This is a genomic window from Sphingomonas bacterium (assembly GCF_028289855.1).
Classification (GTDB): domain Bacteria; phylum Pseudomonadota; class Alphaproteobacteria; order Sphingomonadales; family Sphingomonadaceae; genus Sphingomonas.
This window is the reverse complement of sequence record NZ_JAQGKZ010000125.1, coordinates 1-25,730: the sequence shown is the minus strand read 5'-3', so window position 1 is coordinate 25,730 and position 25,730 is coordinate 1. Positions and strand designations below refer to the sequence as shown.

Annotated in this window: 27 protein-coding genes; 11 read left to right on the top strand and 16 right to left on the bottom strand. The window is 66.7% G+C overall.

Translation table 11 applies throughout. The features are described 5' to 3' along the window. Positions 1-41 precede the first annotated feature (41 nt). The 6 genes from rpoN to JWM94_RS14440 form a co-directional block, all read right to left on the bottom strand. Positions 42-1,541, bottom strand: a complete 1,500-nt coding sequence (rpoN, locus tag JWM94_RS14465; protein ID WP_299428502.1) for an RNA polymerase factor sigma-54 — start codon at positions 1,539-1,541, stop codon at positions 42-44. Positions 1,542-1,543: 2 nt separating this feature from the next. Beyond that, positions 1,544-2,320 carry an LPS export ABC transporter ATP-binding protein gene (lptB, locus tag JWM94_RS14460; protein ID WP_299428499.1) on the bottom strand — a complete coding sequence of 259 codons (777 nt, stop codon included), beginning with the start codon at positions 2,318-2,320 and terminating at the stop codon, positions 1,544-1,546. A 293-nt stretch (positions 2,321-2,613) separates the two neighbouring features. Further along, complete coding sequence (locus JWM94_RS14455) at positions 2,614-3,144, bottom strand: LptA/OstA family protein (RefSeq protein ID WP_299428496.1); 531 nt, start codon at positions 3,142-3,144, stop codon at positions 2,614-2,616. Between the two features lie 4 nt (positions 3,145-3,148). Further along, the gene (gene lptC / locus JWM94_RS14450) at positions 3,149-3,787 is read right to left on the bottom strand and encodes an LPS export ABC transporter periplasmic protein LptC (RefSeq protein WP_299428493.1); all 639 of its coding nucleotides are present in this window, start codon (positions 3,785-3,787) and stop codon (positions 3,149-3,151) included. Between the two features lie 49 nt (positions 3,788-3,836). Next, positions 3,837-4,457: a ribonuclease D gene (locus JWM94_RS14445; RefSeq protein ID WP_299428490.1), complete on the bottom strand. Its 621-nt coding sequence runs from the start codon at positions 4,455-4,457 to the stop codon at positions 3,837-3,839. A gap of 31 nt (positions 4,458-4,488) precedes the next feature. Further along, complete coding sequence (locus tag JWM94_RS14440) at positions 4,489-5,286, bottom strand: TerC family protein (protein ID WP_299428487.1); 798 nt, start codon at positions 5,284-5,286, stop codon at positions 4,489-4,491. A 217-nt stretch (positions 5,287-5,503) separates the two neighbouring features. Between JWM94_RS14440 and JWM94_RS14435 the strand changes: the two genes are divergently transcribed. Beyond that, the gene (locus JWM94_RS14435) at positions 5,504-6,337 is read left to right on the top strand and encodes a cold-shock protein (protein ID WP_299428484.1); all 834 of its coding nucleotides are present in this window, start codon (positions 5,504-5,506) and stop codon (positions 6,335-6,337) included. A gap of 181 nt (positions 6,338-6,518) precedes the next feature. Next, positions 6,519-8,543, top strand: coding sequence for a beta-propeller domain-containing protein (locus JWM94_RS14430; RefSeq protein WP_299428481.1), 2,025 nt, complete (start codon positions 6,519-6,521; stop codon positions 8,541-8,543). On the opposite strand, the gene JWM94_RS14425 is transcribed toward JWM94_RS14430, so the two are convergent. Beyond that, a complete protein-coding gene (locus JWM94_RS14425) occupies positions 8,540-9,373 on the bottom strand; it encodes a DMT family transporter (RefSeq protein ID WP_299428478.1) in 834 nt (277 codons plus the stop codon). The genes JWM94_RS14430 and JWM94_RS14425 overlap by 4 nt on opposite strands. 47 nt (positions 9,374-9,420) lie before the next feature. Between JWM94_RS14425 and JWM94_RS14420 the strand changes: the two genes are divergently transcribed. From JWM94_RS14420 to JWM94_RS14410, 3 genes are all read left to right on the top strand, one after another. Further along, positions 9,421-9,993 carry a sigma-70 family RNA polymerase sigma factor gene (locus tag JWM94_RS14420; protein ID WP_299428475.1) on the top strand — a complete coding sequence of 191 codons (573 nt, stop codon included), beginning with the start codon at positions 9,421-9,423 and terminating at the stop codon, positions 9,991-9,993. Continuing rightward, entirely contained in the window at positions 9,983-10,678 is a 696-nt protein-coding gene (locus JWM94_RS14415; protein ID WP_299428472.1) for an anti-sigma factor, read from the top strand. The genes JWM94_RS14420 and JWM94_RS14415 overlap by 11 nt, the downstream gene beginning before the upstream one ends. A gap of 160 nt (positions 10,679-10,838) precedes the next feature. Beyond that, positions 10,839-11,369: a fasciclin domain-containing protein gene (locus tag JWM94_RS14410; RefSeq protein WP_299428676.1), complete on the top strand. Its 531-nt coding sequence runs from the start codon at positions 10,839-10,841 to the stop codon at positions 11,367-11,369. Between the two features lie 43 nt (positions 11,370-11,412). Here the strand turns inward: JWM94_RS14410 and JWM94_RS14405 are convergent, their stop codons facing one another. Then, positions 11,413-12,999 carry a cisplatin damage response ATP-dependent DNA ligase gene (locus JWM94_RS14405; RefSeq protein ID WP_299428469.1) on the bottom strand — a complete coding sequence of 529 codons (1,587 nt, stop codon included), beginning with the start codon at positions 12,997-12,999 and terminating at the stop codon, positions 11,413-11,415. 65 nt (positions 13,000-13,064) lie between these two features. On the opposite strand from JWM94_RS14405, the gene JWM94_RS14400 reads away from it, so the two are divergent. After that, on the top strand, positions 13,065-13,880 hold the full coding sequence (locus JWM94_RS14400) for a metallophosphoesterase (protein ID WP_299428466.1): 816 nt from the start codon (positions 13,065-13,067) through the stop codon (positions 13,878-13,880). Here JWM94_RS14400 and JWM94_RS14395 read toward each other — a convergent pair. Together JWM94_RS14395 and JWM94_RS14390 are read right to left on the bottom strand one after the other, a co-directional pair. Then, positions 13,877-14,422 (bottom strand): hypothetical protein, encoded by a 546-nt coding sequence (locus JWM94_RS14395; RefSeq protein WP_299428463.1) that lies wholly within the window; start codon positions 14,420-14,422, stop codon positions 13,877-13,879. The genes JWM94_RS14400 and JWM94_RS14395 overlap by 4 nt on opposite strands. 16 nt (positions 14,423-14,438) lie before the next feature. Next, positions 14,439-14,744: a hypothetical protein gene (locus tag JWM94_RS14390; RefSeq protein ID WP_299428460.1), complete on the bottom strand. Its 306-nt coding sequence runs from the start codon at positions 14,742-14,744 to the stop codon at positions 14,439-14,441. A 281-nt stretch (positions 14,745-15,025) separates the two neighbouring features. Here JWM94_RS14390 and rpmG point away from each other — a divergent pair, with 281 nt between their 5' ends. Further along, positions 15,026-15,193 carry a 50S ribosomal protein L33 gene (gene rpmG, locus JWM94_RS14385; protein ID WP_299428457.1) on the top strand — a complete coding sequence of 56 codons (168 nt, stop codon included), beginning with the start codon at positions 15,026-15,028 and terminating at the stop codon, positions 15,191-15,193. Positions 15,194-15,278: 85 nt separating this feature from the next. On the opposite strand, the gene JWM94_RS14380 is transcribed toward rpmG, so the two are convergent. Further along, positions 15,279-15,641: a response regulator gene (locus JWM94_RS14380; protein ID WP_299428454.1), complete on the bottom strand. Its 363-nt coding sequence runs from the start codon at positions 15,639-15,641 to the stop codon at positions 15,279-15,281. 33 nt (positions 15,642-15,674) lie between these two features. On the opposite strand from JWM94_RS14380, the gene JWM94_RS14375 reads away from it, so the two are divergent. From JWM94_RS14375 to JWM94_RS14360, 4 genes are all read left to right on the top strand, one after another. Next, positions 15,675-15,944, top strand: coding sequence for a DUF3572 family protein (locus JWM94_RS14375; RefSeq protein ID WP_299428451.1), 270 nt, complete (start codon positions 15,675-15,677; stop codon positions 15,942-15,944). Further along, entirely contained in the window at positions 15,941-16,579 is a 639-nt protein-coding gene (locus JWM94_RS14370) for an HAD family hydrolase (protein WP_299428446.1), read from the top strand. The genes JWM94_RS14375 and JWM94_RS14370 overlap by 4 nt, the downstream gene beginning before the upstream one ends. Then, positions 16,576-17,043 (top strand): RidA family protein, encoded by a 468-nt coding sequence (locus JWM94_RS14365; RefSeq protein ID WP_299428443.1) that lies wholly within the window; start codon positions 16,576-16,578, stop codon positions 17,041-17,043. Before JWM94_RS14370 ends, JWM94_RS14365 begins: the two co-directional genes overlap by 4 nt. Before the next feature lie 121 nt (positions 17,044-17,164). Continuing rightward, on the top strand, positions 17,165-18,304 hold the full coding sequence (locus JWM94_RS14360; protein WP_299428440.1) for a GNAT family N-acetyltransferase: 1,140 nt from the start codon (positions 17,165-17,167) through the stop codon (positions 18,302-18,304). Here the strand turns inward: JWM94_RS14360 and JWM94_RS14355 are convergent. The 5 genes from JWM94_RS14355 to JWM94_RS14335 all read right to left on the bottom strand — a co-directional run. Beyond that, positions 18,298-20,022 (bottom strand): hypothetical protein, encoded by a 1,725-nt coding sequence (locus tag JWM94_RS14355; RefSeq protein ID WP_299428437.1) that lies wholly within the window; start codon positions 20,020-20,022, stop codon positions 18,298-18,300. The genes JWM94_RS14360 and JWM94_RS14355 overlap by 7 nt on opposite strands. Positions 20,023-20,033: 11 nt before the next feature. After that, positions 20,034-21,515: a hypothetical protein gene (locus tag JWM94_RS14350; protein WP_299428434.1), complete on the bottom strand. Its 1,482-nt coding sequence runs from the start codon at positions 21,513-21,515 to the stop codon at positions 20,034-20,036. Between the two features lie 49 nt (positions 21,516-21,564). Then, positions 21,565-23,268 (bottom strand): hypothetical protein, encoded by a 1,704-nt coding sequence (locus JWM94_RS14345; protein ID WP_299428431.1) that lies wholly within the window; start codon positions 23,266-23,268, stop codon positions 21,565-21,567. A gap of 62 nt (positions 23,269-23,330) precedes the next feature. Next, positions 23,331-24,506 (bottom strand): hypothetical protein, encoded by a 1,176-nt coding sequence (locus JWM94_RS14340; protein WP_299428428.1) that lies wholly within the window; start codon positions 24,504-24,506, stop codon positions 23,331-23,333. Between the two features lie 79 nt (positions 24,507-24,585). Further along, positions 24,586-25,730: argininosuccinate synthase (locus tag JWM94_RS14335; RefSeq protein WP_299428425.1), on the bottom strand; the 1,145-nt coding region annotated here is incomplete at its 5' end.

The window sequence follows — 25,730 nt, the reverse complement described above, 5'->3', positions numbered from 1 at the left end:
CACGAGTCGTAGGGCAAGAGTTCTTATGAAATCCTAAGAGCTTAGCTCACCCCCTCCAACGCCTTCTGCCGCCGCCGCTGCACCGAACTGCCGATCCCCATCGCCTCGCGGTATTTCGCCACCGTCCGCCGCGCGATGCCGAACCCCTTGGCGTTGAGCATATCGACCAGCGTGTCGTCGGACAGGATCGCCTTGGGGTCTTCGGCGACGATCAGCGCGCGGATCGCCGATTTGACCGCTTCGGCCGACACCGCGTCGCCGCCGTCGGACGACTGAATCGAGCTGGTGAAGAAATATTTGAGCTCGAACAGCCCGCGCGCGCAGCTGAGATATTTGTTCGACGTCACGCGGCTGACGGTCGATTCGTGCATCTCGATCGCATCGGCGACCTGGCGCAGCGTCATCGGCCGCAAATGCGCGACGCCGTGCAGGAAGAACGCTTCCTGCTGCTTTACGATCTCCGACGCGACCTTGATGATCGTGCGCTGGCGCTGGTCGAGCGCCTTGACCAGCCAGTTCGCGCTGGCGAGCATATCGCTCAGCCAGGCCTTCGACGCCTTGTCCTGCGGCCCCGACGACAGCTCGACATAATAGCTTCGGTTGACCAGCAAGCGCGGGAGCGTGGCGGCGTTGATCTCGATTGCCCAGCCCTGCTTGCGCTGCGCGATGAACAGATCGGGGGTGACCGCCTGCATCGCCTCGCCGCCGAACTTGCAGCCGGGCTTGGGATCGTAATTCCTGAGCTCGCGGATCATGTCCGCGAGATCCTCGTCGTCGACGTCGCACATTCGCCGGAGCCGCGCCATGTCGCCGCGCGCGACGAGGTCGAGATTGTCGATCAGCCGCGCCATGCACGGATCGTAACGGTCGGCTTCCTTCGCCTGGAGCGCGAGGCATTCGGCGAGATCGCGCGCGCCGACGCCGGTCGGGTCGAAGGTCTGGATCGTCTTGAGCACGGCCTCGACTTCGTCGCGCGGCGCGTTCAGCCGAGTGGCTACATCGAGCAACGGCGCGGTAAGATATCCGGCCTCGTCGATCAGGTCGATCAAATGCTGGGCGATGAACAGGTCACGCCCGCCCAGTGCCTCGCCCGCCTGATGCAGGAGATGATCGGCAAGGCTGAGCGACGTGTCGGCAAACGCGTCGAGGTCGGGGCCATCCTCGCCCATCCCGCCGCTCATGCCGCCGCCGTTCATCCCGAGCGACCCGTCCATCCCGGCCTGGTCGGCGGCGCTGTCGTGGTGGAAGCTTTCGGCCGCGAAATCGACGTCGAGCGCGGCCTCCCCCCCGCTGTCGCCCATCACCAGCGCGTCGGCGCTGGCGGGCTCGTCGCTCGCCGCGACCGGCGCCTCGCGTTCCTGCGTCGGGCCATCATCTTCCTGCCCGACGCTTTCGAGCAACGGATTGCGCTCGATTTCCTCGGCGATGAAAGTCTCGACCTCGAGGTTCGACAGCGCGAGCAGGCGGATCGCCTGCTGCAGCTGCGGCGTCATGACCAGCGATTGCGACTGCCGAAGATCGAGGCGAGGCGCGAGGGACATGATTACAAGGTGAAGCTTTCGCCGAGGTACAGGCGGCGGACATTCTCGTCGGCGACGAGCTCCTGCGGCGTGCCGGCAAACAGCACGCGGCCGTCATAGATGATGTAACCGCGGTCGACGATGTCGAGCGTCTCTCGCACGTTGTGATCGGTGATTAGCACGCCGATGCCGCGCTTCTTGAGTTCGACGATCAGGTCGCGAATGTCGCTGATCGACAAAGGATCGATCCCCGCGAACGGCTCGTCGAGGAGCATGATCGACGGGTTCGCCGCCAGCGCGCGGGCGATTTCGGCGCGGCGCCGCTCGCCGCCCGACAGCGCCATCGCGGGCGCGTCGCGCAACCGCGTCAGCCCGAATTCGTCGAGCAACTGGTCGAGCCGCTTGGCGCGCGCCGCCTTGTCGGGCTCGGCAAGCTCGAGCACCGCGAGGATGTTCTTTTCGACCGACAGCCCGCGAAAGATCGAGGTTTCCTGCGGCAGATACCCGAGCCCGAGGATCGCGCGGCGATACATCGGCAGCCCGGTGATATCGTCGCCGTCGAGCATGATGCGGCCCGAATCGGGCTTCACCAGCCCCATCACCGAATAGAAACAAGTGGTTTTGCCCGCGCCGTTGGGGCCGAGCAGCCCGATCACTTCGCCCGGACCGACCGACACCGACACGTCGCTCAGCACGACGCGCTTGTCGTATGACTTGGCGATCGACACCACCGACAGCCCCTGCATTTTGGGGGTTTCGGCGATCGGTTCGATCGCATCGAGGGTCGTCGTCTGGTCCATACCGGCTCCGTCAGTGCCCGCTTCTTGGTTACCGAATGGTTACCGGCAACCCAATTGGCAAGCTTCGTGCATGGCGCACGGCGAATCCATGCCCGCGACGCGCGTCAAATGGAAGCGCCACGCGACGATTCCGCCGAAAAATCGGGCGTTTTGTTTGACGTGCTCTCGCACGTGGACGGCACCAGCCCGCTCCCCCACCCGGCCTCCCATAGAATATCCTGATTGGGAGGCCGGGTGGGGGAGCGGGCTGGTGCCGCAGCGATTGGGCGGAGGCCCAATCGCCCTCACAAAAACTAATTGCGCTTCGGAACCGAGAAACGACCGGTGACTCGTCCGCCGGTTGTGGTCGAAGGTGCGCCCGCCGGGCTCGACACGCTGCCCGACCCGTCGATCACTGCCTTGCCGGTGTCGAGGTTGATCGTCAGCCGGCTGCCGCTGACGGTGTTGGCGCCTTGATTGAGCGTCACGCCGCCGAGCATGATGATGGTGCGGCGGTTGACGTCGTACACGCCATACTGGCCGCGCGCCTTCTGGTCGGGCCGGGTCACCGTGACGCCGCCCGACGCGTCGATCCGCGAGACCTTCGCCGATCCGCCAGCGACCTTGCCGGTATAGGCGATGGTGACGCGCGCCGCGGTAAGGACCATTTCCGCCTGGGTGATGCGGACATTGCCCGACAGGATCGACCGGTTGGCCTGATCCTGCAACTCGGCATGATCGGCGGCAAAGTCGATCGGCGCCGACGAATCGTGCCGCGAGTCCGCGATCGCCGCGCCGGCGGCGGCGAAAGCGACAAGCGCGATGAGGGGGGTGACGATACGCATCAGCCTATCTCGCGCGTTGCGGCGCGATCCGCAAGCGGGCGCGGCCGTCGAGCGTGACGACGCGGTTGTCGAGATCGGCGCTCATCGTGTCGGCGGTGAACGTGCCCTGCGGCACCGTACCCGACACGCCCCCACTGCCCTTCATGGTCTTCTTCTTGAGATCGACCGTCGCCGCCTGCGACTTAAGGCTGTAACCGTTGGGCCCGTCGAACGTGATCGGCCCGGCCACATCGACTTGCTGATTGACCGGATTGAACTTCCCGCTCGGCGCCGCGAGCGTCGCGAGGCCGTTGGGCAAGGTCAGCTTGGCCATCAGCCGCTGCATATCGACGATCGGCTCGGCAGCGCTTTTCTGGAGCGCAGATTGCGCGGTGAGAACGAAGGGCTGGCCCTTGTCGTCCTGCCCGCGATAGCTCGCTGCCTCGACTTTCAGGCGTTCTTTCGAGACTTCGACCTTGTTCTTGTCGAGCACGAAGCTGACGTCGCCGCCCGAGGTCAGCGGCAGGAACACCATCAGCGCGGCGACGACGCCGACCGCCGAGGGCAAAACCACGCGCAGAACGGCAACGAGATGATCGTGCGCGCTGCCCGGCGCCGCCCAATGCTGGCGCTCGGACCGCATCGTGGCGGCAATTTTAGACATGCGAGTCCTTGTCGGTCACGGCACCAGCCCGCCTTCGAGGCGTGAGCCTTCAAACATGCGCGAAGATGTCGATGTCGGGCCAGCCGGCCAAGTCGAGCTCCGCCCGCCACGGCAGGAAGTCGAAGCACGCCTTGGCCAATTCGGTGCGTCCTTCCCGGGCGAGGCGGCGGTCGAGTTCTTCGCGCATCTTGTGGAGATAGCGCACGTCCGATGCGGCATAATCCTTCTGCGCGTCGCTCAACTCTGGCCCGCCCCAATCGGACGATTGCTGCTGCTTCGAGATATCCTGGCCGAGCAATTCGCGCACCAGTTCCTTGAGCCCGTGGCGATCGGTATAGGTGCGCACCAGCCGCGACGCGGTCTTGGTGCAATAGGCCGGGGCCGCGGTGACGCCGAGATAATGCCGGATCGCCGCCAGATCGAACCGCGCGAAATGGTAGAGCTTGTCGCGGCCCGGATCGGCGAGCAGCGCCTTCAGGTTGGGCGCGGCATAATCGCTGCCAGGCGAAAAGCGCACCAGATGCTCGTCGGGCCCGCCGTCGGACAATTGCACCAGGCACAGCCGGTCGCGCGGCGTGATCAGCCCCATCGTCTCGGTATCGACGGCGATCGACGCACCGGGCGCGAACAGGCCGGCGGGAATGTCTTCTTCGTGCAGGTGAACGGTCATCGCGCGGCCCTAGCCTCTTGGCGATGAACGCTCAATGGCCAGAACCGCCACCAGCACCGCGTTCGCGTGCACGCCGGCTCCAGATGTTGAGCGTCTCGACCGCCGCCGAAAACGCCATCGCGGTATAGACATAGCCCTTGGGCACATGGACCCCGAACCCGTCGGCGATGAGCACCAGCCCGATCATCAGCAGGAAACCGAGCGCGAGCATCACCACGGTGGGATTGCGGTTGATGAAATTGGCCAGCGGCGTGGCGGCGAGCAGCATCACCCCCACTGCAACCACCACCGCAGTGATCATGATCGGCAATTCGTCGGTCATGCCGACCGCGGTCAGGATCGAATCGATCGAGAAGACCAGGTCGAGCAACACGATCTGCGAAATCGCCACGCCGAAACTCAGCGTCTTTCGGCTGTTGGTCTTGTCGAACGCCGAATCCGATTCGGCCGGATCGACGCTGTGGTGGATTTCGGTCGTCGCCTTGTAGAGCAGGAACATTCCGCCCGCGATCAGGATCAGGTCGCGCACCGAGAATGCGGTTTCGAAACTGGGATTGCCGTGCGAATCGGGCGCGCCGACCAGCCCCAGATCGAACACCGGCTTCACCATCCCGACGATCAGGAAGATCGAGAACAGCAAGGCGATTCGCATAATCAGCGCGAGGCCGAGGCCGATTCGTCGCGTCCGCGCGCGTTGCGCCTCGGGTAATTTGTTCGACAGGATCGCGACGAACACGAGATTGTCGATCCCGAGCACGACCTCCATCACGATCAGCGTCAACAGCGCCGCCCAGGCGGCGGGGTCGGACAGGAGAGAAAGGATCGGCATAGCCAGGGTTCGTACTCGACGCTGTGCCGTCTCGGCAACGCCCACGCGCATATCGCGATGACAAGGGCAGGAACGGAGACGAATTTGTTCGCGGCACTCCGCATTTTCGGCTAAGGCAGACTGGCGGCGCTGTTGTTTGCGCCCGAAGGGCTGCGTCCGTCGTCCGGCGTGTTGGTCCTTGAATGGGATATGGACGGACCGGAAAGACGAACAGGGCATGAGTTTCGATAAAGGTGGCCGCGGTAACCGTGGTGGGCGCGGCCGCGACAAGCGCGACAATTTCGGCGGTGACGAATTCGGCGGCGGCGGCGGTGATTTCGGTGGTGGCGGCGATCGCTTCGGCGGCGGCGGTGGTTTCGGCGGCGGTAGCAGCTATGGCGGCGGCGGTGGCGGTGGCTATCGCGGCGGTGGTGGCGGCGGCTTCAGCGGCGGCGGCGGCGGCGGTGGATTCCGCGGCGGCGGCGGTGGTGGCGGCTTCCGCGGCGGCAGCGGTGGCGCGGGCGGCGGCATGCCGCCCCAGGTCGTCGGCGAAGGCACCGGCGTGGTCAAATTCTTCAACGGGCAAAAGGGCTTCGGCTTCGTCGTTCGCGACGATGGCGGCGAGGATGTGTTCGTGCACATCAGTGCGGTCGAGCAGGCCGGTCTGACCGGTCTGGCCGAGGGTCAGCCGCTGGGCTTCACGCTGGTCGATCGCGGCGGGCGCATTTCGGCGACCGACCTCAAGATCGAGGGCGAGCCGCTCCCCGTGACCGACCGTCCTCCGCCGCGCGATCGTGACGATGCGCCGCGCGGTGGCGCAGGCGGCGGTGCCGGCGGCGGCGGGCGTGAGCTGACCGGGGAGAAGGCGACCGGCACGGTCAAGTTCTTCAACGCGATGAAGGGCTTCGGCTTCATTCAGCGCGACGATGGCCAGCCCGATGCGTTCGTCCATATCTCGGCCGTCGAGCGCGCCGGGATGACAAACCTCAACGAGGGCGACCGGCTCGAGTTCGAGCTCGAAGTCGACAATCGCCGCGGCAAGTACGCAGCGGTCAACCTCACCTCGATCTGACTTTTCCCCGAGCGGGGAAAACGAAGGCCCGGTGCGAGCGATCGCGCCGGGCTTTTTCGTATCCCAAACCCTTCCCCCGCCAGGGGGAGGATTTGTCCGATGTCGTGATTCTATATCATTCGCTTGCCGTTCAGGTTCGCGGCCCTAGGCTGGTCGCCAAGGCCATAAGGGGAGTGTGCCCGTGATCGCGCGTTATGTCCGCTCGGCTGTCGCCGCCGCCCTGCTGATCGCCACCGGCGCCGCCGAATCGGCGCGGCCCGACCCCAATGCGCGAATGTTCGACGGGCGCGCCGGCCCCCTCCTGCAGCGCTTCACCTCCGAAGCCGCGTTCCGCCGCTATCTGAAGAGCCTGGTCGCCGATCGGCGCGCCTATTCGGCCTACGAATCGATGCCGGTCTCGGCGCCGCCGCCGCCCGTCATGGCACCCGCCCCGCCGCCGCCCTCGGCGGCCAACGCCGCGCCGACGACCGTCACATCCGCCGCCGACATCGCCGTCACTGGCAGCCGCGTCGCCAACCCCAACATCACCAACAATCAGAATGTCGGCGTCGACGAGGGCGGGATCGTCAAGCAGATCGGCAATTACCTGGTCGTGCTGCAGGACGGCCGGGTGTTCAGCGTCGATCTGGGCGCGGGCGAGGGCGCCCCGCTGCGGCTCGCCGACCGCATCGACGTCTATCGCAGCCCCGCCAAGGCGGCGAGCTGGTACGACGAAATGCTTGTGCTCGGCGACCGCATCCTGGTCACCGCGTACAATTACAATGAGGGAGCGAGCGAGATCACCGTGCTGCGGATGGCGCGCGACGGGCGGCTGAGCCGCGAGGGGCGCTACCTGATCAGTTCGAACGATTATTATTCGACCGACAATTACGCGACTCGGCTGATCGGCGACACGCTGGTGATCTATACGCCGGTCGATCTGTCGGACGGCGACAACGGCTTCAAATACCCGCGCGTCCGCCGCGCCGATGGCGACGGCGAGCCGGACCGCGGCAAGGCGCTGCTAAGCGGCACCGACATCTACGCACCGCCGGGCAAGATCGACGATCCGGTACTCCACGCGATCTCGTTCTGCCCCTTACGTGCCGGGCTGCAATGCCGCACCACCGCGTTCGTCGGGCCGGAGATGCGCGAATTCTATCTGTCGCCGACCGACGCGTTCCTGTGGATCGGCGCACCGAGCGGCAATCCCTGGGGAATCGATTACGGCAACATGCGGCGCAAAGCCTGTCCGTCGGGGCAGGAATGGCGCGGGCGCGAGGCCGATGCCGCGTTGCTCTACAAGGTGCCGGTGAGCGGTGCGGCGATCGGTGCGGTCGCGGTCGAGGGTGTTCCGTCGGACCAGTTCGCGTTCGACGCGGCGGGCGGGCATCTGCGCGCGCTGCTCGGCCGCGTGTCGGGCGATTGCGCGCCCTACGACGCCGCAAAGCCGCTGGCGCTGCTCGACATCCCGCTCTCGGCCTTCTCTTCGCGCGTCCGCCACATCGCGCCCGCGGTCTATGCCCCGCTGCCGCCGATCGAGGGCGGGCAGCTCGAGAACCGCTTCGTCGGCGACTGGCTGGTCTATGGCGGGCGCACCGGATGGGATTCGAGCGCGCCCGACGATGCCAGGCCGCCCGCCGGTTCCAGCCTCTATGCCGTCCCGCTCGCCCGGCCCTGGGCGACGAGCAAACTCGCCATCCCGCACAATGCGATCCGGATCGAGCGCACCGGCAACGACGCGATCGTCACCGGGTATCGCGACGCAAGGGGGCTTTCGATCAGCTATGTCAGCTTGAACGGACGGCCGCGTATCGCGTCGACCACATTGCTTCAGAACCGCTTCGAAAGCGAAGGCCGCAGCCACGCGTTCAACGCCTGGGTGCGCGGCGACGGCAGCGGCATGCTCGGGCTGCCGACGACGGTGCGCGAATGGCGCAGCGGGCGCGGCTGGTCCGACAGCAATGCGTCGCAATTGTCGTTCATCGGGTTCACTCCGGCCAAGGCGCTCGATCCGGCGGGCGAACTGACCCCGGGCGACGGAAAGCCGTCGGACGGCTATCGATGCGCGGTGTCGTGCATCGACTGGTACGGCAATTCGCGGCCGATCTTCACCGGCGGACGGATCCTGGCGCTGATGGGCACCGATCTGGTCGAGGGGCGGATCGACAAGGGGCGCATCCGCGAGGTCGGGCGAGTCGATTTGACCGCTCGTCCACGGCGCTAACCTGCCAGAATTAGCGCGGCGCCGGCGAGGATGCCGAGCACTGCGACGCCGCGTCCTTGAGTCACGCGCTCTTTGAGAAAGACGATCGCGATCACCAGCGCGGTCACCATCCCCGTTTCGCGCAACGCCGCGAGCGGCGCGGTCGGGCCGATCGACAGCGCATAGAGCGCAAGGCCGTACGTCACGATCGACAGCGCCCCGGCGATCGCGCCGGGCCGCCACTGCGCGCGCGCCGCGCCGAACAGCGCGCCCTTCGATAGAATCGCGAACATCGTCACGGTGAACGCCCCCATCACGACGAACAGCCAGACGATATAGCTGAACGGCGTCGGCGCCGCGCGCACCCCCGCCGCGTCGATCACCGTATAGGCCGCGATCGACAGGCCGGTCGCGAGCGACCAGCCGAGCGCGGCGCGCCCGAGGTGCCGACCCATCACCAATGCGAACATCGACCCGCCGATCAGCGCAATCCCGGCAATGTCGGCGGTCGAGACATGCTCGCCGAGGATGCCGATCGTCACCGCGGCGGTGACCAGCGGCGCGGTGCCGCGCAGCACCGGATACGACGCCGACAAGTCGCTGACCTGATAGGCGCGGATCAGCGCGTAGAGATAGAAACCGTGCGTCACCGCGGTCGCCGCGAGCCACCACCACGCACCGTGCGGCAACGGCACCAACAGCAGCGCTGGCAGCAGCAGGATCGCGGAAGACCCGTCGGTCACCGCGCGCGACGCCATCTTGTCACGACCGCCCTTGACGATCGCATTGACCACCGCATGGATCGAGCCCGAAGCGATCATCAACAGCGGAGCGAGGGCGGCAGGGGTCATCGATCCGTCGATTGCCCAGACGGCGGCAAACGTCTAGTCGCCGTGTCGTGCGAGACCCCTCCCCCGATCCTGCCGAAGCCCGCGCGCGTCTGTGTGCCGCGCTCGAACGCGTCGGGGCCGAGGACCGCGGCGCCTTCCAGGAAGTCTACAGGCTCACGTCGGCGAAGCTTTTCGGCATTTGCCTGCGTATCTGCGGCGAGCGGTCGGCCGCGGAGGATGTGTTGCACGAGGTGTATCTGACGATCTGGAAACGGGCGGGGGCGTTCGAGCCGGGGCGCGCCAGCCCGATTTCGTGGCTCGCGACGATCGCGCGCAACCGCGCGATCGATTGGGTGCGCGCGCGTGGCGCTCGCCCGACGCGACCGATCGAGGAGGCAGCCGACATGGCCGACGAGACACCCGACCAGCTAGTCATCGCACAACGCGACGAAACCTCGCGCCGGCTCCACGATTGCCTCGACGCGCTCCACGGGCGCCAGCGCGACGCGATCCGCACCGCGTTCTTCGACGGGATGACCTATGCCGAACTGGCTGACGCCAAGGGCGTGCCGCTGGGCACGATGAAGAGCTGGGTGCGCCGGGGCTTGCAGCAGCTTAAAGGATGCATCGGTGACTACTGAGCCATCCGACCTCGGGCCCGATCCCGACATGACCGCCGCCGAGCTGGCGCTGGGGTTGCTCGAGGGCGACGAGCGCGCCGCCGCGTTGCGCCGTATGCTCGCGGACCCAGCGTTCGCACGCGAGGTCGAAGGCTGGCGCGAGCGGCTAGGGGGCTTGTTCGACGACTATCGCGAGGTCGTGGCGCCCGATGCGGTCGCCGCGCGGCTCGCCGCCCCCGCTGCGCCGGCGCAATCGCGCAACCGCTGGCCGATCCTCGCGCTCGCCACCGCGCTGGCCGCGACGATCGCCTTGTTCTTCGTGATGCGCCCCGGTCCCGCGCCGCTGCCGATCCCGCAGATCGGCCAGCCGCACACGATGATGGTCGCGTCGTTGATGATGACCGACAAATCGGCCTCGGTCCCCGCCGTGATCGACATGACGACGGGCGAAATGAGCATTCCGCACGCCGACATGGCCCCGGCCGGCAAGAGCGCGCAGCTGTGGATGATCGGCGGCGACGGCGTGCCAAAACCGATGGGGCTGCTTGCGGCCAGCGGGACGTCGCGCATGACGCTCGCGTCGGATCAGCGCCGTCAACTCACCGATGGCATGACGCTTGCGGTATCGGTCGAGCCCGTCGGCGGATCGCCCACCGGCAAGCCCACCGGCCCCGTCGTCGCCAGCGGTAAAATTTCGCTGGCCTAAGGCTTCGTCCCTTGTTCATCCTCCCCCTGGCGGGGAAGGATGTTTGAGCGCCACAACACTTCGAACCTGCATCCGTACGTCCGCCGCGCCCGTATCTCCGCCGCAACGCCAATCAGGCGCGTGCGAAGGAGCTAGGGAAATGAAGGCAGTTCGTAATATCATGATCGCGGCCACGCTCGCGGTCGGCGCGACCGGCGGCTATGCCGCGATGAAGAATCCGATGGTCGGCGGCGCCGCAATGTATTCGACCAAGACCATCGTCGAGAATGCGGTCAATTCGAAGGATCACACGACGCTCGTCGCGGCGGTCAAGGCCGCCGGGCTCGTCGATACCCTGTCGGGCGCGGGGCCGTTCACTGTGTTCGCGCCGACCAATGCCGCGTTCATGAAGCTGCCCGCCGGCACCGTCGACACGCTGCTCAAGCCGGAGAACAAGGATCAACTGGTCGCCGTGCTGACCTATCACGTCGTGCCCGGCCGGATCACCGCCGCGATGATCGGCGCCAAGGCGAAGGCCAATGGCGGCACCGCGACCTACACCACGGTCCAGGGCGGTACGCTGACCTTCAAGAAGGCCGGGATGGGCTGGGTCGTGATCGACGCCAAGGGCGACCGCGCCAGGATTACCATCGCCAACGTGATGCAGTCGAACGGCGTGATCCACGTCATCGACACCGTGCTGCTGCCCTAGTGGTAGCGGGGGGCCGGCCCTCCTCCTGTGGCCGGTCCCCTAATTACGTAATCAGCCGCTTCAGCGCCTCGATCGTATCGGCTTCGGCCGCCGGCTTGTCGGTGCGGATGCGATGAATCCGCGGGAAGCGCATCGCGACGCCGGATTTGTGGCGTTTCGATTCGTGGATCGAATCGAATGCGACTTCCAGCACCAGCGTCTTCTCGACCTCGCGCACCGGGCCGAATCGGTTGAGCGTATGGTTGCGCACGAAGCCGTCGAGCATCTTCAGCTCCTCGTCGGTGATCCCCGAATAGGCCTTGCCTACCGGCAGCAATTCGCCCTCGGGGGTCCAGCAGCCGAAGGTATAGTCGGAATAATAGGATGAGCGGCGCCCGCTGCCGCGCTGCGCGTACATCATCACGCAATCGGCGGTCAGCGGGTCGCGCTTCCATTTGTACCACAGTCCGGTGCGGCGGCCGGCGACGTAATCGGAGTCGCGGCGCTTGAGCATCACACCCTCGATCGCCGCGTCGCGGGCGCCGGCGCGGATTCCCTCGAGCGCGTCGAAATCCGCGGCGTCGATCAACGCGCTGAGGTCGAAGCGGTCGGGATCGAGCCCGGGGACGAACGCCTCGAGCCGCGCGCGGCGCTCGGTCCAGGACAGCGGGCGCAAATCCTCCACGCCGTCGAACAGGATATCGTAGAGCCGGACGAACGCGGGATAATCGGCGAGCATTTTGCCCGACACGATCTTGCGCCCAAGCCGTTGCTGCAGCGCGTTGAAGCTCGCCGCGGCCCCTCCTGATTCTTGGCCGCCCTGAAATTCGCCCTTCACCATCAGCTCGCCGTCGAGCACGCCCGGCGTCGTGAACGCGCTCGCCACGTCGGGAAAGCTGCCGGTGATGTCGTCGCCCGCGCGGCTGTAGAGCCGGGTCTCGCCCGCGACATGCACCAGCTGCACGCGGATGCCGTCCCATTTCCACTCGGCGGCATAATCCTTCAAATCGACGCGCAACTCCTCGAGCGGATGCGCGAGCATGAACGGGCGGAACACCGGCACGTCGGCGGCGGTCGGCTGGACCCCACGCCCTTCGACCCAGTCGAACAGCTCGGCATACGGCGGCGCAAGCGCGTGCCACACTTCCTCGACCGCATCGACCTCGACCCCGAACGCGTTGGCGAGCGCGGTCTTGGCGAGCCGCGCGGAGACGCCGATGCGCAACGCGCCGGTCGCCATCTTGAGCAGCGCAAACCTCTCCTCGGCATCCATCCGGTCGAGCATTTGCGCGAGTGCGGCGGGCGCATCGGAGCGCGACAGGCTGTTGAGCGTATCAACCACGTTCGACACCGACAACGGCTCGCCCGTGCCATCGTCGGCGCCGGGCCACAACAGCGCCACCGTCTCCGCGGTGTCGCCGACATAATCGCGGCTCATCCGGAACAGCACCGGATCGACCCGCTCCTCGATCAGCCCCCGGATAACGGCGGGTTTCACCGCGGGCAGGTCGAGGTCGCCGGTCAACGCCGCGATCGCCCAGCCGCGATCGGGATCGGGCGTCGCCTTGAGGTAATCGCCGATCAGCCTGAGCTTGGCGTTGCGCGACCGCGTGTAGATCAGCGAATCGAGAAGCTGCGCGAAAGCGTGCATGACCGCGTCAACTTGGACGCGTCGGGGGAGTTCCGCCAGCCGCCGCGCCGCGCTACCGTCGGCACATGCGCAAACTACTGCTCGCCCTGCTTGCCCTCGTCCTGTTAGCGGGTGGCCTGTATATTTTCGCACGCGCGGAAGCGCGGCGCGATCCGGTGGTGCGGACCGCGACTCTATCGCTTCCGGGCTGGCCGGCGGGGGCGAAGCCGGTGCGCGCGGTGCTGATCAGCGACATCCATATTGGCTCGGCTGCGATGGACGCCGCGCGGCTCGACCGGATCGTTGGCCAGATCGACGCGCTCAAACCCGATATCGTCTTCATCGCCGGCGACATGATCAACGGCTCGCGGCCGAATAGCGCAGCGTCGATCGGCGCGGCGATGATCGCGCCTTTGTCACGGCTGAAGGCGCCGCTCGGCGTCATCGCGATGCTCGGCAACCACGACAATTGGACCGGCCCGGCGGCGGTACGCGAGGAGTTCCGCCGCGCGGGCATTACCGTGCTTGAGAATCAGGCGATCGTGCGCGGGCCGCTGGCGATCGGCGTGGTGGGCGACCGCTTTTCCTCGCGCGCCAATCTTCCGGCGACATTGGCCGCGCTGCAACCGCTCGTCGGCGGCCGCGTGTTCCTGACGCATTCGCCGAGCATCGTGCCGCTGCTCCCCGACGGCAGCGTGCTGCTCGCCGGGCATACGCATTGCGGGCAAGTGGGGATCTTCGGCTGGTCGCCCGGGCGGCAGCCGTATGACAGGCGCTATCGCTGCGGCATCATTCGCGACGGCACGCGGACGGTCGTTGTCACCGCGGGTCTGGGCACCAGCGGTCCGCCGGTTCGGCTCGGCGTGCCGCCCGATCTGTGGCTGCTTACGCTCGGACCCTAGATCAAGCGCAACGCGGAGAATGCCAGCCACGCGCCCGCGATCAGCAACACCCCGCCGATCGTCCAGTCGATCGCCCGGCGCGGACGCTGACCCCATAAAGTCTCGCCCGCGACCGCCGCGGCGGTCAGTATGACGAACCCGCCGATGAATCCGCCGACGCCCGCCAATGCCGGCACCCCGCCCGCCGCCACCGCGAAGGTCGCGAACATCGTGCGGTCGCCGAGCCCCGTGGCGATCAGCTTACTGGTGATGGCGACGAAAGGGTGGTGGGCAGTGCCCGGCTTGACGGGCTTGCGCGGCCACACAGCGCCGCCGCTCGCCATCAGCAACGAAAAGGCGAACATCAGCCGCGCGGCGTTGGGCGTCAGGTAATGCGCTACGAGCATGCCGGCGATCGCCGCGACGGTCTGGGTAATGATGAGCGCGATCAACGCGCCGAACAGGATGAGGCCGGTCCGTTTCGACCGTTCGGCGACGATCGCGGTCAAATCGGCGGAATTGTCGCTCGCCCGAATCAGCAGCGCCGCGACCAGCGCCGCCATCAACGAGTCCATTAGTTTATCCGGCCAGCCGTATCGCGCCGGCGGCGAGGAAGACGTGGCCGCTCGCCGCGTCGCTCCGCCCGCAGCCGACCGCTTCGCCGAGCATTGCGATCCAGCCCGACACGATCACCCCGCGCTCGCCGCGCGCCAGCGCGCTTTCGAGCGCCCGCGCCACCGCGACGACGGGCAATACCCCGGCAGCCTCGGCCGCGGCGCGGATCGCATCGACTTCGGTGGCGAGATCGCGCGGCCGCACGTGGGCCGCCATGATATCGAGCCGCGCAACGCGCGCGGCGAGGTCGCAGTCATGAGCGTGCATCATAGCCCCAGCCCCCATTTCGCTGGCGCGATGGTGCGCCCTGAATGGTGAACAGTTGGTTAAGCCTGGTTTGTGACATCCTTGCGTGTGTAAGGCGGCACCGGCCCGCTCCCCCACCCGACCAGCCAGTCAGTATTACGATGGGCGGTCGGGTGGGGGAGCGGGCCGGTGCCGCGATCAAGCGCCCGCGCTTGACAAACAACACGGCCTTCGGCATTGGCCCGCCCCTGACAAGCGGCGGCATGCTCCGCCGCTTTTGCATTTCAATTTACAGGAATTGGGTCATGGCAAAGCCGACCACCGTCAAGATCAAGCTCGTCAGCTCGGCCGACACCGGCTTCTTCTACGTCACGAAGAAGAACCCGCGCACGCAGACCGAGAAGCTGTCGTTCCGCAAATACGATCCCGTCGTGCGCAAGCATGTCGAGTTCAAGGAAACCAAAATCAAGTAAGCCGCGAGGCTTATTTATCCCCGCGAAGGCGGGTAGCCAGGGCCGCGGGCGCAAGCTCGGCGGCCTTTTCCTTACCTCCATATCGTCAGAGCAGCGCGTTCACCTCATCGACGAAACGCGCCACCGAAATCGGCTTCGACACGTAAGCGTCGGCCCCCGCCGCCCTGATCCGGTCCTCGTCCTCGCGCCCCGCATAGGCGGTCACCGCCATGATCGGCGTCCTTCCCAGCGCCAGGTCGCCCTTGATCTGCTCGATCAGCTCCAGCCCGCTGACATGCGGCAGCTGGATATCCATCACGATCAAATCGGGCGCGAACGCGCGCGCCTTTTCCACCGCCTCGCGCCCGTCGCGCACCGGCTCGGTGGCGAAGTCGTGCGCGCGCAACAGGTCGCAGAACAGCTTCAGGTTGAGCTCGTTGTCCTCGACAACCAGCACGCGCTTTGCCACGGGGAGTTCGTTCTCCATCATCCCTAGATAGCAATGGCCGCGCCAGACACCAGCCACGATCCCGCAATGCTCGCGCTCCAGGCCCTGATATGGACCCTGGCCGAGCCGGCGCGCGCGTCGCGGCTGCTCGACGTGACCGGGCTGACCCCGGCCGACCTCAAGGCGTCGGCGGGCGATCCGGCGACCTTATCGGCGCTGCTCGGCTTTCTAGAGGCGCACGAGCCCGATCTGGTCGCGTGCGCCGCGGAGATCGGGGTCAAGCCCGAGGCGCTGGTCGCCGCGCACCGGAGCCTTGAGGCATGACGCGCCCGCTGCTGATCTGCGATTGCGACGAAGTGCTGCTACACATGGTGCGGCACTTCGGCACCTGGCTGCGCGAGCGCCACGACATCGCCTTCGCGCACGAATCGGGCAGCTTCGTCGCAATGACGCATGCCGACGGCAGTGCGGTCGAGCACGAACGGATCTGGGGCATGCTCGACGAATTCTTCCCCGCCGAGATGGAACGCCAGACCTTGGTGCCCGGCGCGGCCGAGGCGCTTGCCGCGCTTGGCGAGGCGGCCGACATCGTCATTCTCACCAATCTGGGCGATCATTGCCGCGATCATCGCATCGCGCAACTCGCCGCGCACGGCATCCGCCACCGCGTCGAGACCAATCGCGGCGGCAAGGGCGGACCTGTCGCGGCCCTGGTCGCCGACTATGGCAATCCGGTCACGGTGTTCGTCGACGATTTGCCCGTGCATCACGAATCGGTTGCCAAGCATGCGCCCGCAGTGCACCGGCTCCACCTCGTCGCCGAACCGGCAATGGCGCCCAACCTGCCGCCCGCGCCGTTCGCGCACGCCAGAATAGACGATTGGGAAGGGGCGCAAGCCTGGATCAGCCAGCGCTTCGCCGATAACCTGCCCGCGACAACAAAGGGAATAGCCGCATGACCGACCGTATCGACCGCCGGCTCGAGGAAATGGGCCTGAGCCTGCCGACCGCCGCCGCGCCGGTCGCATCGTACGTCCCGACGGTCGATGCCGGCGGGATGCTGCACATTTCGGGGCAATTGCCGTTCAAGGACGGCAAGGTCGTGACCGGCCGGCTGGGCGACGATGTCGACAAGGTCGCCGGACAGGAGGCCGCCGAATTGTGCGGGCTGATGCTGGTCGCGCAGATCAAGGCGGCGCTGGGCGGCGACCTTGCCCGTGTCGAGCGGATCGTCAAGCTCGGCGTGTTCGTCAACTCGACTCCCGACTTCACCGACCAGCCGGAGGTCGCCAACGGCGCGTCGAACCTGATGGAAGCCTTGTTCGGCGACGCCGGCAAGCACGCGAGGAGCGCGGTTGGCGTCGCGGCATTGCCGCGCGGGGCGGCGGTCGAAGTGGATGCTATTGTAAAGCTAGGCGCTTAATCTTCCAAAACCGTCATGCCGGACTTGTTCCGGCATCCACCGGCCCGCATATTCAACCCATGCAGTGTTCGCGGCACGGTGGACCACGGAACAAGTCCGGGGTGACGGAAGGGTGTGGCCGGTGAGCCGCGACCCCGTCACCGCGCGAATCGCCGATGGCGTTTCTGCGATCCTCGCCGCCGATTGGGACGCCTGCGCGGGCGATGCCAATCCGTTCGTCGGCCACGCTTTCCTGTCGATCCTCGAACAATCGGGCAGCGTCGGGCCGGGCACAGGATGGCAGCCGTTGCCGGTAATCGTCGATGGCGCCGACGGGCGCCCCGGCGCGGTCGCCCCGGCCTATGCCAAGAGCCACAGCCAGGGCGAATATGTCTTCGACCATGCCTGGGCCGATGCATGGGAGCGCGGGGGCGGGAATTACTACCCCAAGCTTCAAATCGCCGCACCGTTTACCCCGGCCCCCGGACCGCGCTTGCTGCTGCGCGACGACAGTCACGCGCCCGTGCTGATCGGCGCGCTGGAGGCGGTGACCGACCAGAACGGCCTGTCGTCGGCGCACGCCACCTTCGTCGCGCCAGAGCAAGTGCCGCTGTTCGAGGCGGCGGGCTGGCTGATCCGCACCGGCACGCAATTCCATTGGCACAATGACGGTTATGCGCGCTTCGACGACTTCCTCGCGGCGCTGTCGAGCCGCAAGCGCAAGGCGATCCGCCACGAGCGGGCGAAAGCGGTCGAAGGCCTGACGATCCGGCATCTGACCGGGAGCGAGCTGACCGAGGCGCAGTGGGACGCGTTCTGGGTGTTCTATCAGGATACCGGCAGCCGGAAATGGGGGCATCCCTATCTGACGCGCGAGTTCTTTTCGCTACTCGGCGGGGCGATGGCCGACCGGACGTTGCTGATCCTCGCCGAACGTGACGGGCGCCCGATTGCTGGGGCGCTCAACCTGATCGGCGCCGACACCTTATACGGCCGCTATTGGGGCTGCACCGAGGAGGTGCCGTTCCTCCATTTCGAGCTATGCTACTATCAGGCGATCGACGCCGCGATCGCGCGCGCGCTGTCGACGGTCGAAGCCGGCGCGCAGGGCGAGCACAAGCTGGCGCGCGGCTATGTCCCGGTGCCGACATTCTCCGCGCACTACATTCCCGACCGCAATTTCCGCCGCGCCATCGCAGATTTCCTCGCCCGCGAAGCACTCGGCGTCGAAAGCGATCAGGACTATCTGACCGCGCTGACCCCGTTCAAACGCGGTCAGTAGAACGGCTTGTCGCCGCGCGGCGGCAGTGGGAAATCGCCCCTTTTCGTCACCGGCGCGACGTCTACATGGTTGACCTTGAACAACACGCTGGTTCCGTCGCGCCAGATCGGCGTCAGGTCCTGCGCATATTTGAGGTCGTAGGGCGGCGGGCTGATCAGCCAGACATAGTCGAACGCGGCGCGCGGAAATTTGGCCAGGCTGCGGTCGATCGGGCGCCAATATTCGCGCGGGCATTGCGTCAGGGTCGTGATCTGCGACGGGTCGTGCGCGAACGGATTGGCGGGGGTGTATTTGGTCGTCAGCAATTGCGCGCCGGCCATCGACCATTGATCGTTGGTATAGGCCATGCGCCGTTCGAGCGCGAGCGCGGGCATGTGTTCGAGCCGCGTCATCTTCCAGTCGGACACGCAATTCTGCCCGACGAAGCTGATCAGCCGTGCGCCGATCGGCACATGGTCGAGCGCCTTCAATTCGCGGTCGTAGCGCTGATCGAACAGCACGTAGCTGATCGTCGTGCCCGTCGTGCGCACGAGCACGAACGCAAGCCCCAATGCGGCGAACCGCGCCATCGTCCGGCGTCGCCGCGTCGCGAGCACATGCTGGAGTTGGTCCTCGCCAACCCCCGGATGCTTGAGCGCGAGTTCGCTGGTATCGCCGGGCAGCGGCCGCGGGCGCACCGAAATCAGCGCGATCGCGACCATGAACGGCGCGAGGCGCATATCGGCATAGGCCGACCCGAACACGATCCGCGGCAGGAACACGAACATCGCGATCAGGAACAGCGTCGATAGACCGAGATTGCGCGAATATTCGATGTTGCGGTCGCGGAAGGTCTTGTAGAGGATCAGCGCGATCAGCGCGGTCGATCCGATGTCGAAAGCGAGCCAGCGGTCGCGCAAAATCATCGTCATCCAGGCAAATTTGGCGCGCCAGTTGAAGAAATCGGCGGTTTCGCCGGTGACGTGCTGGCCGCTGCGCCACGCGATCATCATCAACATCGGCAACGCCAGCGGCAGACACTGCAGCGCCCCGCGCACCCATGCCGCCGCCCAGCGCTTGATACCGTCGGCGGTGACCGGGTTGAAGCGGTGCTCGCTGGTCTGCTTGGCGCGGTCGTGCTCGCGGACCATCTCCGCCGAAAACGCGAGCACGCCGAGCACGCCCCAGCCGAACGTGTGACAGACCCATAACGCGCACGACAGCGGCACGAACAGGATCGCGCGCTGACGGATCTTGCCGAGCCGCCCCATCCGCAGCCACAGCGCGAACATCGGCAGCGCGAGCGCCATCGACAGCATGAAATTGACGAACCCGAACTGCAGCGGGAAGCAGTAAGCGAGCGGCAGCGCGAAGAGCGCGGTCGCGGGAATTTTGCCGTGAACCTCGCGCGCGATCCACAGCAAACCGATCACGATCAGCGCCGGGATCGTCATGACAATCAACTTGACGGTGAGCTCCAGCCCCAGGAACGGCGCAAAGATCTGGACGAGGATGTCGATCCCCAGATTGCCGATCAGCTGCCACTGGAAGTTGTACCAGTCAGTCAGCCACGGATAGGTGTGGAGGTCGAGCTGGACGCGGTAGCGCCCCATATGCCCGGGCAGATCGACCAATGGCGGGATGTCGGGCCACAGCAACGGCACCATCGCGAGCAACGCCATCGCCACGACGAACCGGCGTGTCTGCCACCATTCGAGGTCACCGCGCGGGTTTGCCATCATTGGCGTCCTTAGCGGGCCGGGCGCGGCGGCGACAAGGCCACGCGGTACAGCGCCGAGCGGTCGTTCGACCAGATCAGCGTAAGGTCGGGCGCTTTCGCGCTGCCGGGCGGAAAGCCGACGGTCCAGACATAGCCGAACGTGCCGCGGTCGAACCCCGCAATCGCGCTGTCGAAATCGGTCTGCGCATAGGGTTCGCCCTTGGGATAGACGAGTTGCGACGGGTCGCGGTCGAACGGCGCGGCGCTCGGGTGCCGCGGCGCGATCAATTGCTGGCCGCCGATCGCCCATTGCTCGTTGGTAAAGGCGCGAGCCCGCGCCACCGCGATCCCGGCGATATGGCCGAGCCGCGGATTGTCCCAGTCGGCGGTCGACGGCTCGTTCACCAGCGACAGGACGCTCGCGCCTTGCGGGATGTGCGCGACGGCAGCGAGGTCGGTCGCCTGTCCTTGCGCGAACAAGGCGAAGGCGATCGTCGAGGTGGCAATCCGCAAGCCGAAAAACGCCGCACTCAGCAGCGCCAGCCGCCGCGCGATGTCGCCGTCGGCGCGGATCGTGAGCAGCGCCAGCGCGACCGCATAGGGCAGCATCCGCATGTCGACATAGGCGCCGCCGGCGAAGAGGCGTGGCGTCACTAGGAACGCGATCAGCCCGAGCAACGCCGGCACCCCGAGCAAGGGATCGAACCGCATCCGCGGCGAACGGATCGCGGTCCACAGCACCAGCGCCAGCGCGATGACGCACGCGACGTCGTATATCTTCCACCGCTCGCGCAGCAGCGACGCGACCCATTGCGCCTTGGCGGCGAGGTCGAACCAGTCGCCGGTATCGCCCGCCATTGGCACCCCGCCGGCCATCGCCAGCAGCTGCGGCCATGCCATCGGCGCGCAAGCGAGCAGCGCGAACGCGATCCGCTGCCAGCCGACCTCACCGCGCCGGCCGCGGATCACCCACTCGGCCGCGAGCACGAACAGCCCGAGCATCGCCCAGCCGAAGCTATGGCAAAGCCACACCAGCCCGGCGATCGGCACGAATGCGGCGATCCGCACCCAATCGGGCCGCGTCCGCGCGAGCCGGATCCACAGCGCCAGCCCCGCCATCGCAAGCGCGGCAGCGAGGGTGAAATTGACGAAGCCGAGCTGGAACGGCAGCGCATAGGCCAGCGGCAGCGCGAAGCCCGCGCTTGCCGGCACGCGCCCATGTGCCTCGCGGCCCAACCACAGCATCGCCGCGACCGCCAACGCCGGGATCAGCGCGACGATCAGATGCGTCGCGGCCTCGACATCGAGCAGCGGATGCAGCGCGAGCACCAAGCCTTCGACCCCGAGATTGCCGATCGCCGCCCGGTGCACCGCATAATGCTGCGCCAGCGGGCCGACCCCGGCTTCGGCGAGGATACGGTAGCCGCCGATATGCCCCGGCACATCGGTCAGCGGCGGGATTGCGGGGTAGAGAAGCGGCACCAGCGCGAGCGCGACGGCGGCCAGCGCCACCCATCGCCGCTGCCACCAGTGCGGTTGATCCCCCTGCATCGGGCGATGGCTAGGGCTTCGGTGGACGACCCGCAACCGTCGCGAAAATCCGCCCGCCCGATGGAACGTGCGCGACCTCCCGCAGCCAAGCCGGCGCTTGCCCCGCGTCGAGCCGCTTGGCGAAAGGCGCGGCGATTCCAGGAAAGCCATCGCAGGCCACCGCATAGGTCACGCGCCACTCCTGCGCGACGCCGCGCGCCGCGTCGGGCGACCCGCGATAGAAAGCATACATCGCCAGATCGCCCGCGCCGTCGCGGTGATAGGCGCCGGCGATGAGCTGCTGCCCGGTCGCGGGAATCGCCGCGCCGCCGGTGTCGATCGGCGCCATCACGCGGCCCGCCGGCAAGGCACCGAGCGCGGCGATCAGATCGGGTGCGGTACAGCTTGCTCCGGAGGCTTCGGGCGTGGTGGGCACGATCGCTTCGGCGGCGAGCGGATAGAGCATCCCGGCCGACGCCAGCCAAGCAGCCGCCAACGGCAACGCGCCCGCGCGCCGCGCCGCGACGATCAGCGCCGCCAGCGCGGGCGCGGCGAAGATCGCGCCGGCATAGGCGCCGCGCACCTGCATCACCGCCACCGCCAGCGCGGCCAGTTGCAACGCGAGCAGCACGATCCAGCCGCGCGACCGCGTCCGCCAGGCTTGCCACGCTCCCGCGGCGATTCCCGCCAGCGTCAGCCCGGCATACCCGATCGCCACCGCTAGTGGCGCGGCGAACAGCGGCTGCGCTTCGCCCACGCGCGTCAGCCACAGCGACTGGAGCAGCGGATCGACCGCGCCGTACGGCGACAAGCATTGCGGCGTGCTCAGCGCCAGCGTCGCGCCGAGCGCCAACGAGGCCGACACCCCCAGTGCCAGCCTAACCCGCGCCGACGAATCCCAACCCGCCAGCGCCAGTCCGATCGGCGCGAACGATGCGACCATCAGCGCGCGCGCCGAAATCGCGGTGAAGCCGTCGCACGCGGCATAGTCCCACGCGTTGGTGCGGAACACGATACTCGCCGCCAGCGTCGCAGCGCACAGCGCGATGCCGAACCCCATCAGCCGGTCGCGCGCCGGCCGCCCGCCGATCACCCAATCGATCGCGATCACCAGCCCGATCACCCCGAGCAGCGGCGTGGTTTCCATGCCCACGACGACGCTCAGGCTGGTTGCGACCCCAGCGATCAGCCCCGCCATCATCGATCCCGGCCGCACCAGCATCAAGGTGGCGACGAGCGCAAGCACGAGCTGAAGATTGTGGTGATCGATCCGCCCCGGCACGAACAGGGTGCTGGCGGGATAGGCGATCGCCGCGACCAGCATCGCCGGGCGCGCGATAGCGGCGCCGCCCACCGTCCGCGCGATCCGCCCGGTCAGCGCGATCGCCGCGGCGAGCAGCATCGCCGGCCACGCGATCACGGCAACGATTTCCGCCGAATGCCGCCCGATCGCGCCTTCGAGCATCCGGATGATCGCGGCGGGCACCAGATCGGCGAGCCGCGACCAGTGCATCGCGACGCCATCGGCGCCCAAACGATATTGCGTGAGGTCGGCGAACGCTTGCCCGCCGAGCCAGTCGCGGATCTGCTGCAGCCGCATCATGTCGTCGGCATCGGGCAGCCGCAGCGCGGACAGATTGCCCCAGTCACGCGCCGCCCACGCCGCGGTCAGCGTCGCCGCCACCAGCGCCGCCACCAGCGCGTCGATCCACGCCGAGCGATCGGTCCGTTCCATCGCACACGTTTACCGCGCGGCGAGTTAAAGCGGGGTTAGACCAATTGGTCGGCGGCGATCCGCTACAATGGCGGGCAATCTTCTTTATCGAGCTTGGGAAGCTCAGCTCGCTCCTTCTCCCAACGCGTCCGCACGCCGTCGATATATTCGCAGGCGAATTTCCTTGTCGTACCCGCGGTCGGGGACGCCGCCGCCGAGCAGATGGCGCCGTATTTGAGATAGAATCCCGTGCCGTCCACCTTCTGTCCAAGGCGCGCCAAGCGCCAGTCGTTTACGCCGCGAATGATAGCCTGCTGATCGCCACTCCCTACTGATGCGATGGTTGCCGAGAACATCGCCTTGGTGCTCTGAAGTTTGTGTTGGGTGAAGATTGAGAACACCGCTTCACGAAAGCCGCAGCTCATGTGATCGAGATCGATCGCAAAGTCGGTCCGAAAAAGGTCGCGCATCGGATTCCAGACCAACAGCACATGATAACCCTCCTGTGCCTGCTGCATCAGACGGCTATTAAGCGATAATTTGGTCCACGCGTCATTGAATAGCGGGCTGTTCTGCTTCGCGCCGGCAAGGCCGCCGGCCGCGCCGAGCGCCAGGCCAACCGGCCGGTAAGCGCGATTGAGGCATGTTGTCGCAACGATCGGGCAATTGAACGACGCGAGAAAGGATTCCATCCCGCCCGCTTCCGACGCCAACTGATATTTGCCGTACGTCCACCCGCCAGCGCCGCTATCGTTGGATATGGTGGCATAGTGCCCGCCACCTTCCTCCCGTGCGGTCCAAACGCCCAAGCCATATGGGGTCCCCGGCAGTCGCAGCAACACGCACTTCGCGGCCTGTTCCGGCAACAAGTCGCGCGGCCCCAGGGCTCGTATCGCCGGCGTACATTGCGCCTCCAACCGATCCGCCATCGCCTGGTAAATCTTGTTGTCGTTCAGGGCCGCATCGATGGCGCCCTTTCCGTCCAACCCGGCCAGCAGCGCGAGCACCGCCGGATCAGCGCGATCAAGCGTCAACCGTTCCAGTGGAGCGGGATAACCACCGAGCGCTTGGCCGACGATTTCCGCCACGCACAAGCGTCGGTCGAGCGAATATGCTCCCGGGGATTTCGCCATGCCGTGAAGCCAGGCGTCCAGCTGCTCATAGGATTGCTGCTGCGAATTCTCGCATGGAGCGGGATGCGCGGACGCGGACGCGGCGCCGAACAGTATTGTTGCCAAAATGGATAGCAATAGCCGCACGATTACTCCCCTTTTGAGAATCGCAGTGAACTAAAACTATGCCATTGCGTGTTGGAGGGAAAGAACTCTTTGACCGAGTTCAGCGGTCGCGCCGACCCAGCAACCGCAACCGCAGCGCATTGAGCTTGATGAACCCCGCCGCGTCGCGCTGGTCGTACGCGCCCTGGTCGTCCTCGAACGTCACGACCTTCTCGCTGTACAGCGAGTTCGGCGACTTGCGCCCGACCACATACACCCCGCCCTTGTAGAGCTTGAGCCGGACGGTGCCCGCGACCTTTTCCTGGCTATGGTCGATCGCGGCCTGGAGCATCTCGCGCTCGGGCGAGAACCAGAAGCCGTTGTAGATCAGGCTGGCGTAGCGCGGCATGATCTCGTCCTTGAGATGCATCGCGCCGCGGTCGAGCGTGATCGATTCGATGCCGCGGTGCGCGGCGAGTAGGATCGTCCCGCCCGGCGTCTCGTAGACCCCGCGCGACTTCATGCCGACGAAGCGGTTCTCGACCAGATCGAGCCGGCCGATGCCATTGTCGTGACCGAGCTGGTTGAGCCGGGTGAGCAGCGACGCCGGCGATAGCCGCTCGCCGTCGATCGCGACCGGGTCGCCCCGCTCGAACTCGATGCTGACCACGGTCGGCTTGTCCGGCGCGTCCTCGGGCGAGAGCGTGCGCTGATGAACATATTCTGGCGCCTCGACCGAAGGATCCTCGAGGACCTTCCCTTCCGAAGAGGAATGGAGAATGTTGGCGTCGAACGAGAATGGTGCGTCGCCCCTCTTGTGCTTGGCGATCGGGATCTGGTGCTGCTCGGCGAAGGCAATCAGCTGCTCGCGGCTGGCGAAATCCCACTCGCGCCACGGCGCGATCACCTTGATGTCCGGCTCCAGCGCATAATAGCCAAGCTCGAAGCGCACCTGATCATTGCCCTTGCCGGTGGCGCCGTGGCTCACCGCGTCCGCGCCGACCAGCTTGGCGATCTCGATCTGGCGCTTGGCAATCAGCGGCCGCGCGATCGAGGTGCCGAGCAGATACAGCCCCTCGTACAGCGCGTTGGCGCGCATCATCGGGAAGACGTAGTTGCCGACGAACTCCTCGCGCAGGTCGTCGATGAAGATATGCTCGGGCCGCACCCCCATCAGCTCCGCCTTGGCGCGCGCCGGCGCCAGCTCCTCGCCTTGGCCGAGGTCGGCGGTGAAGGTCACCACCTCGCACCCATAGGTCTGCTGGA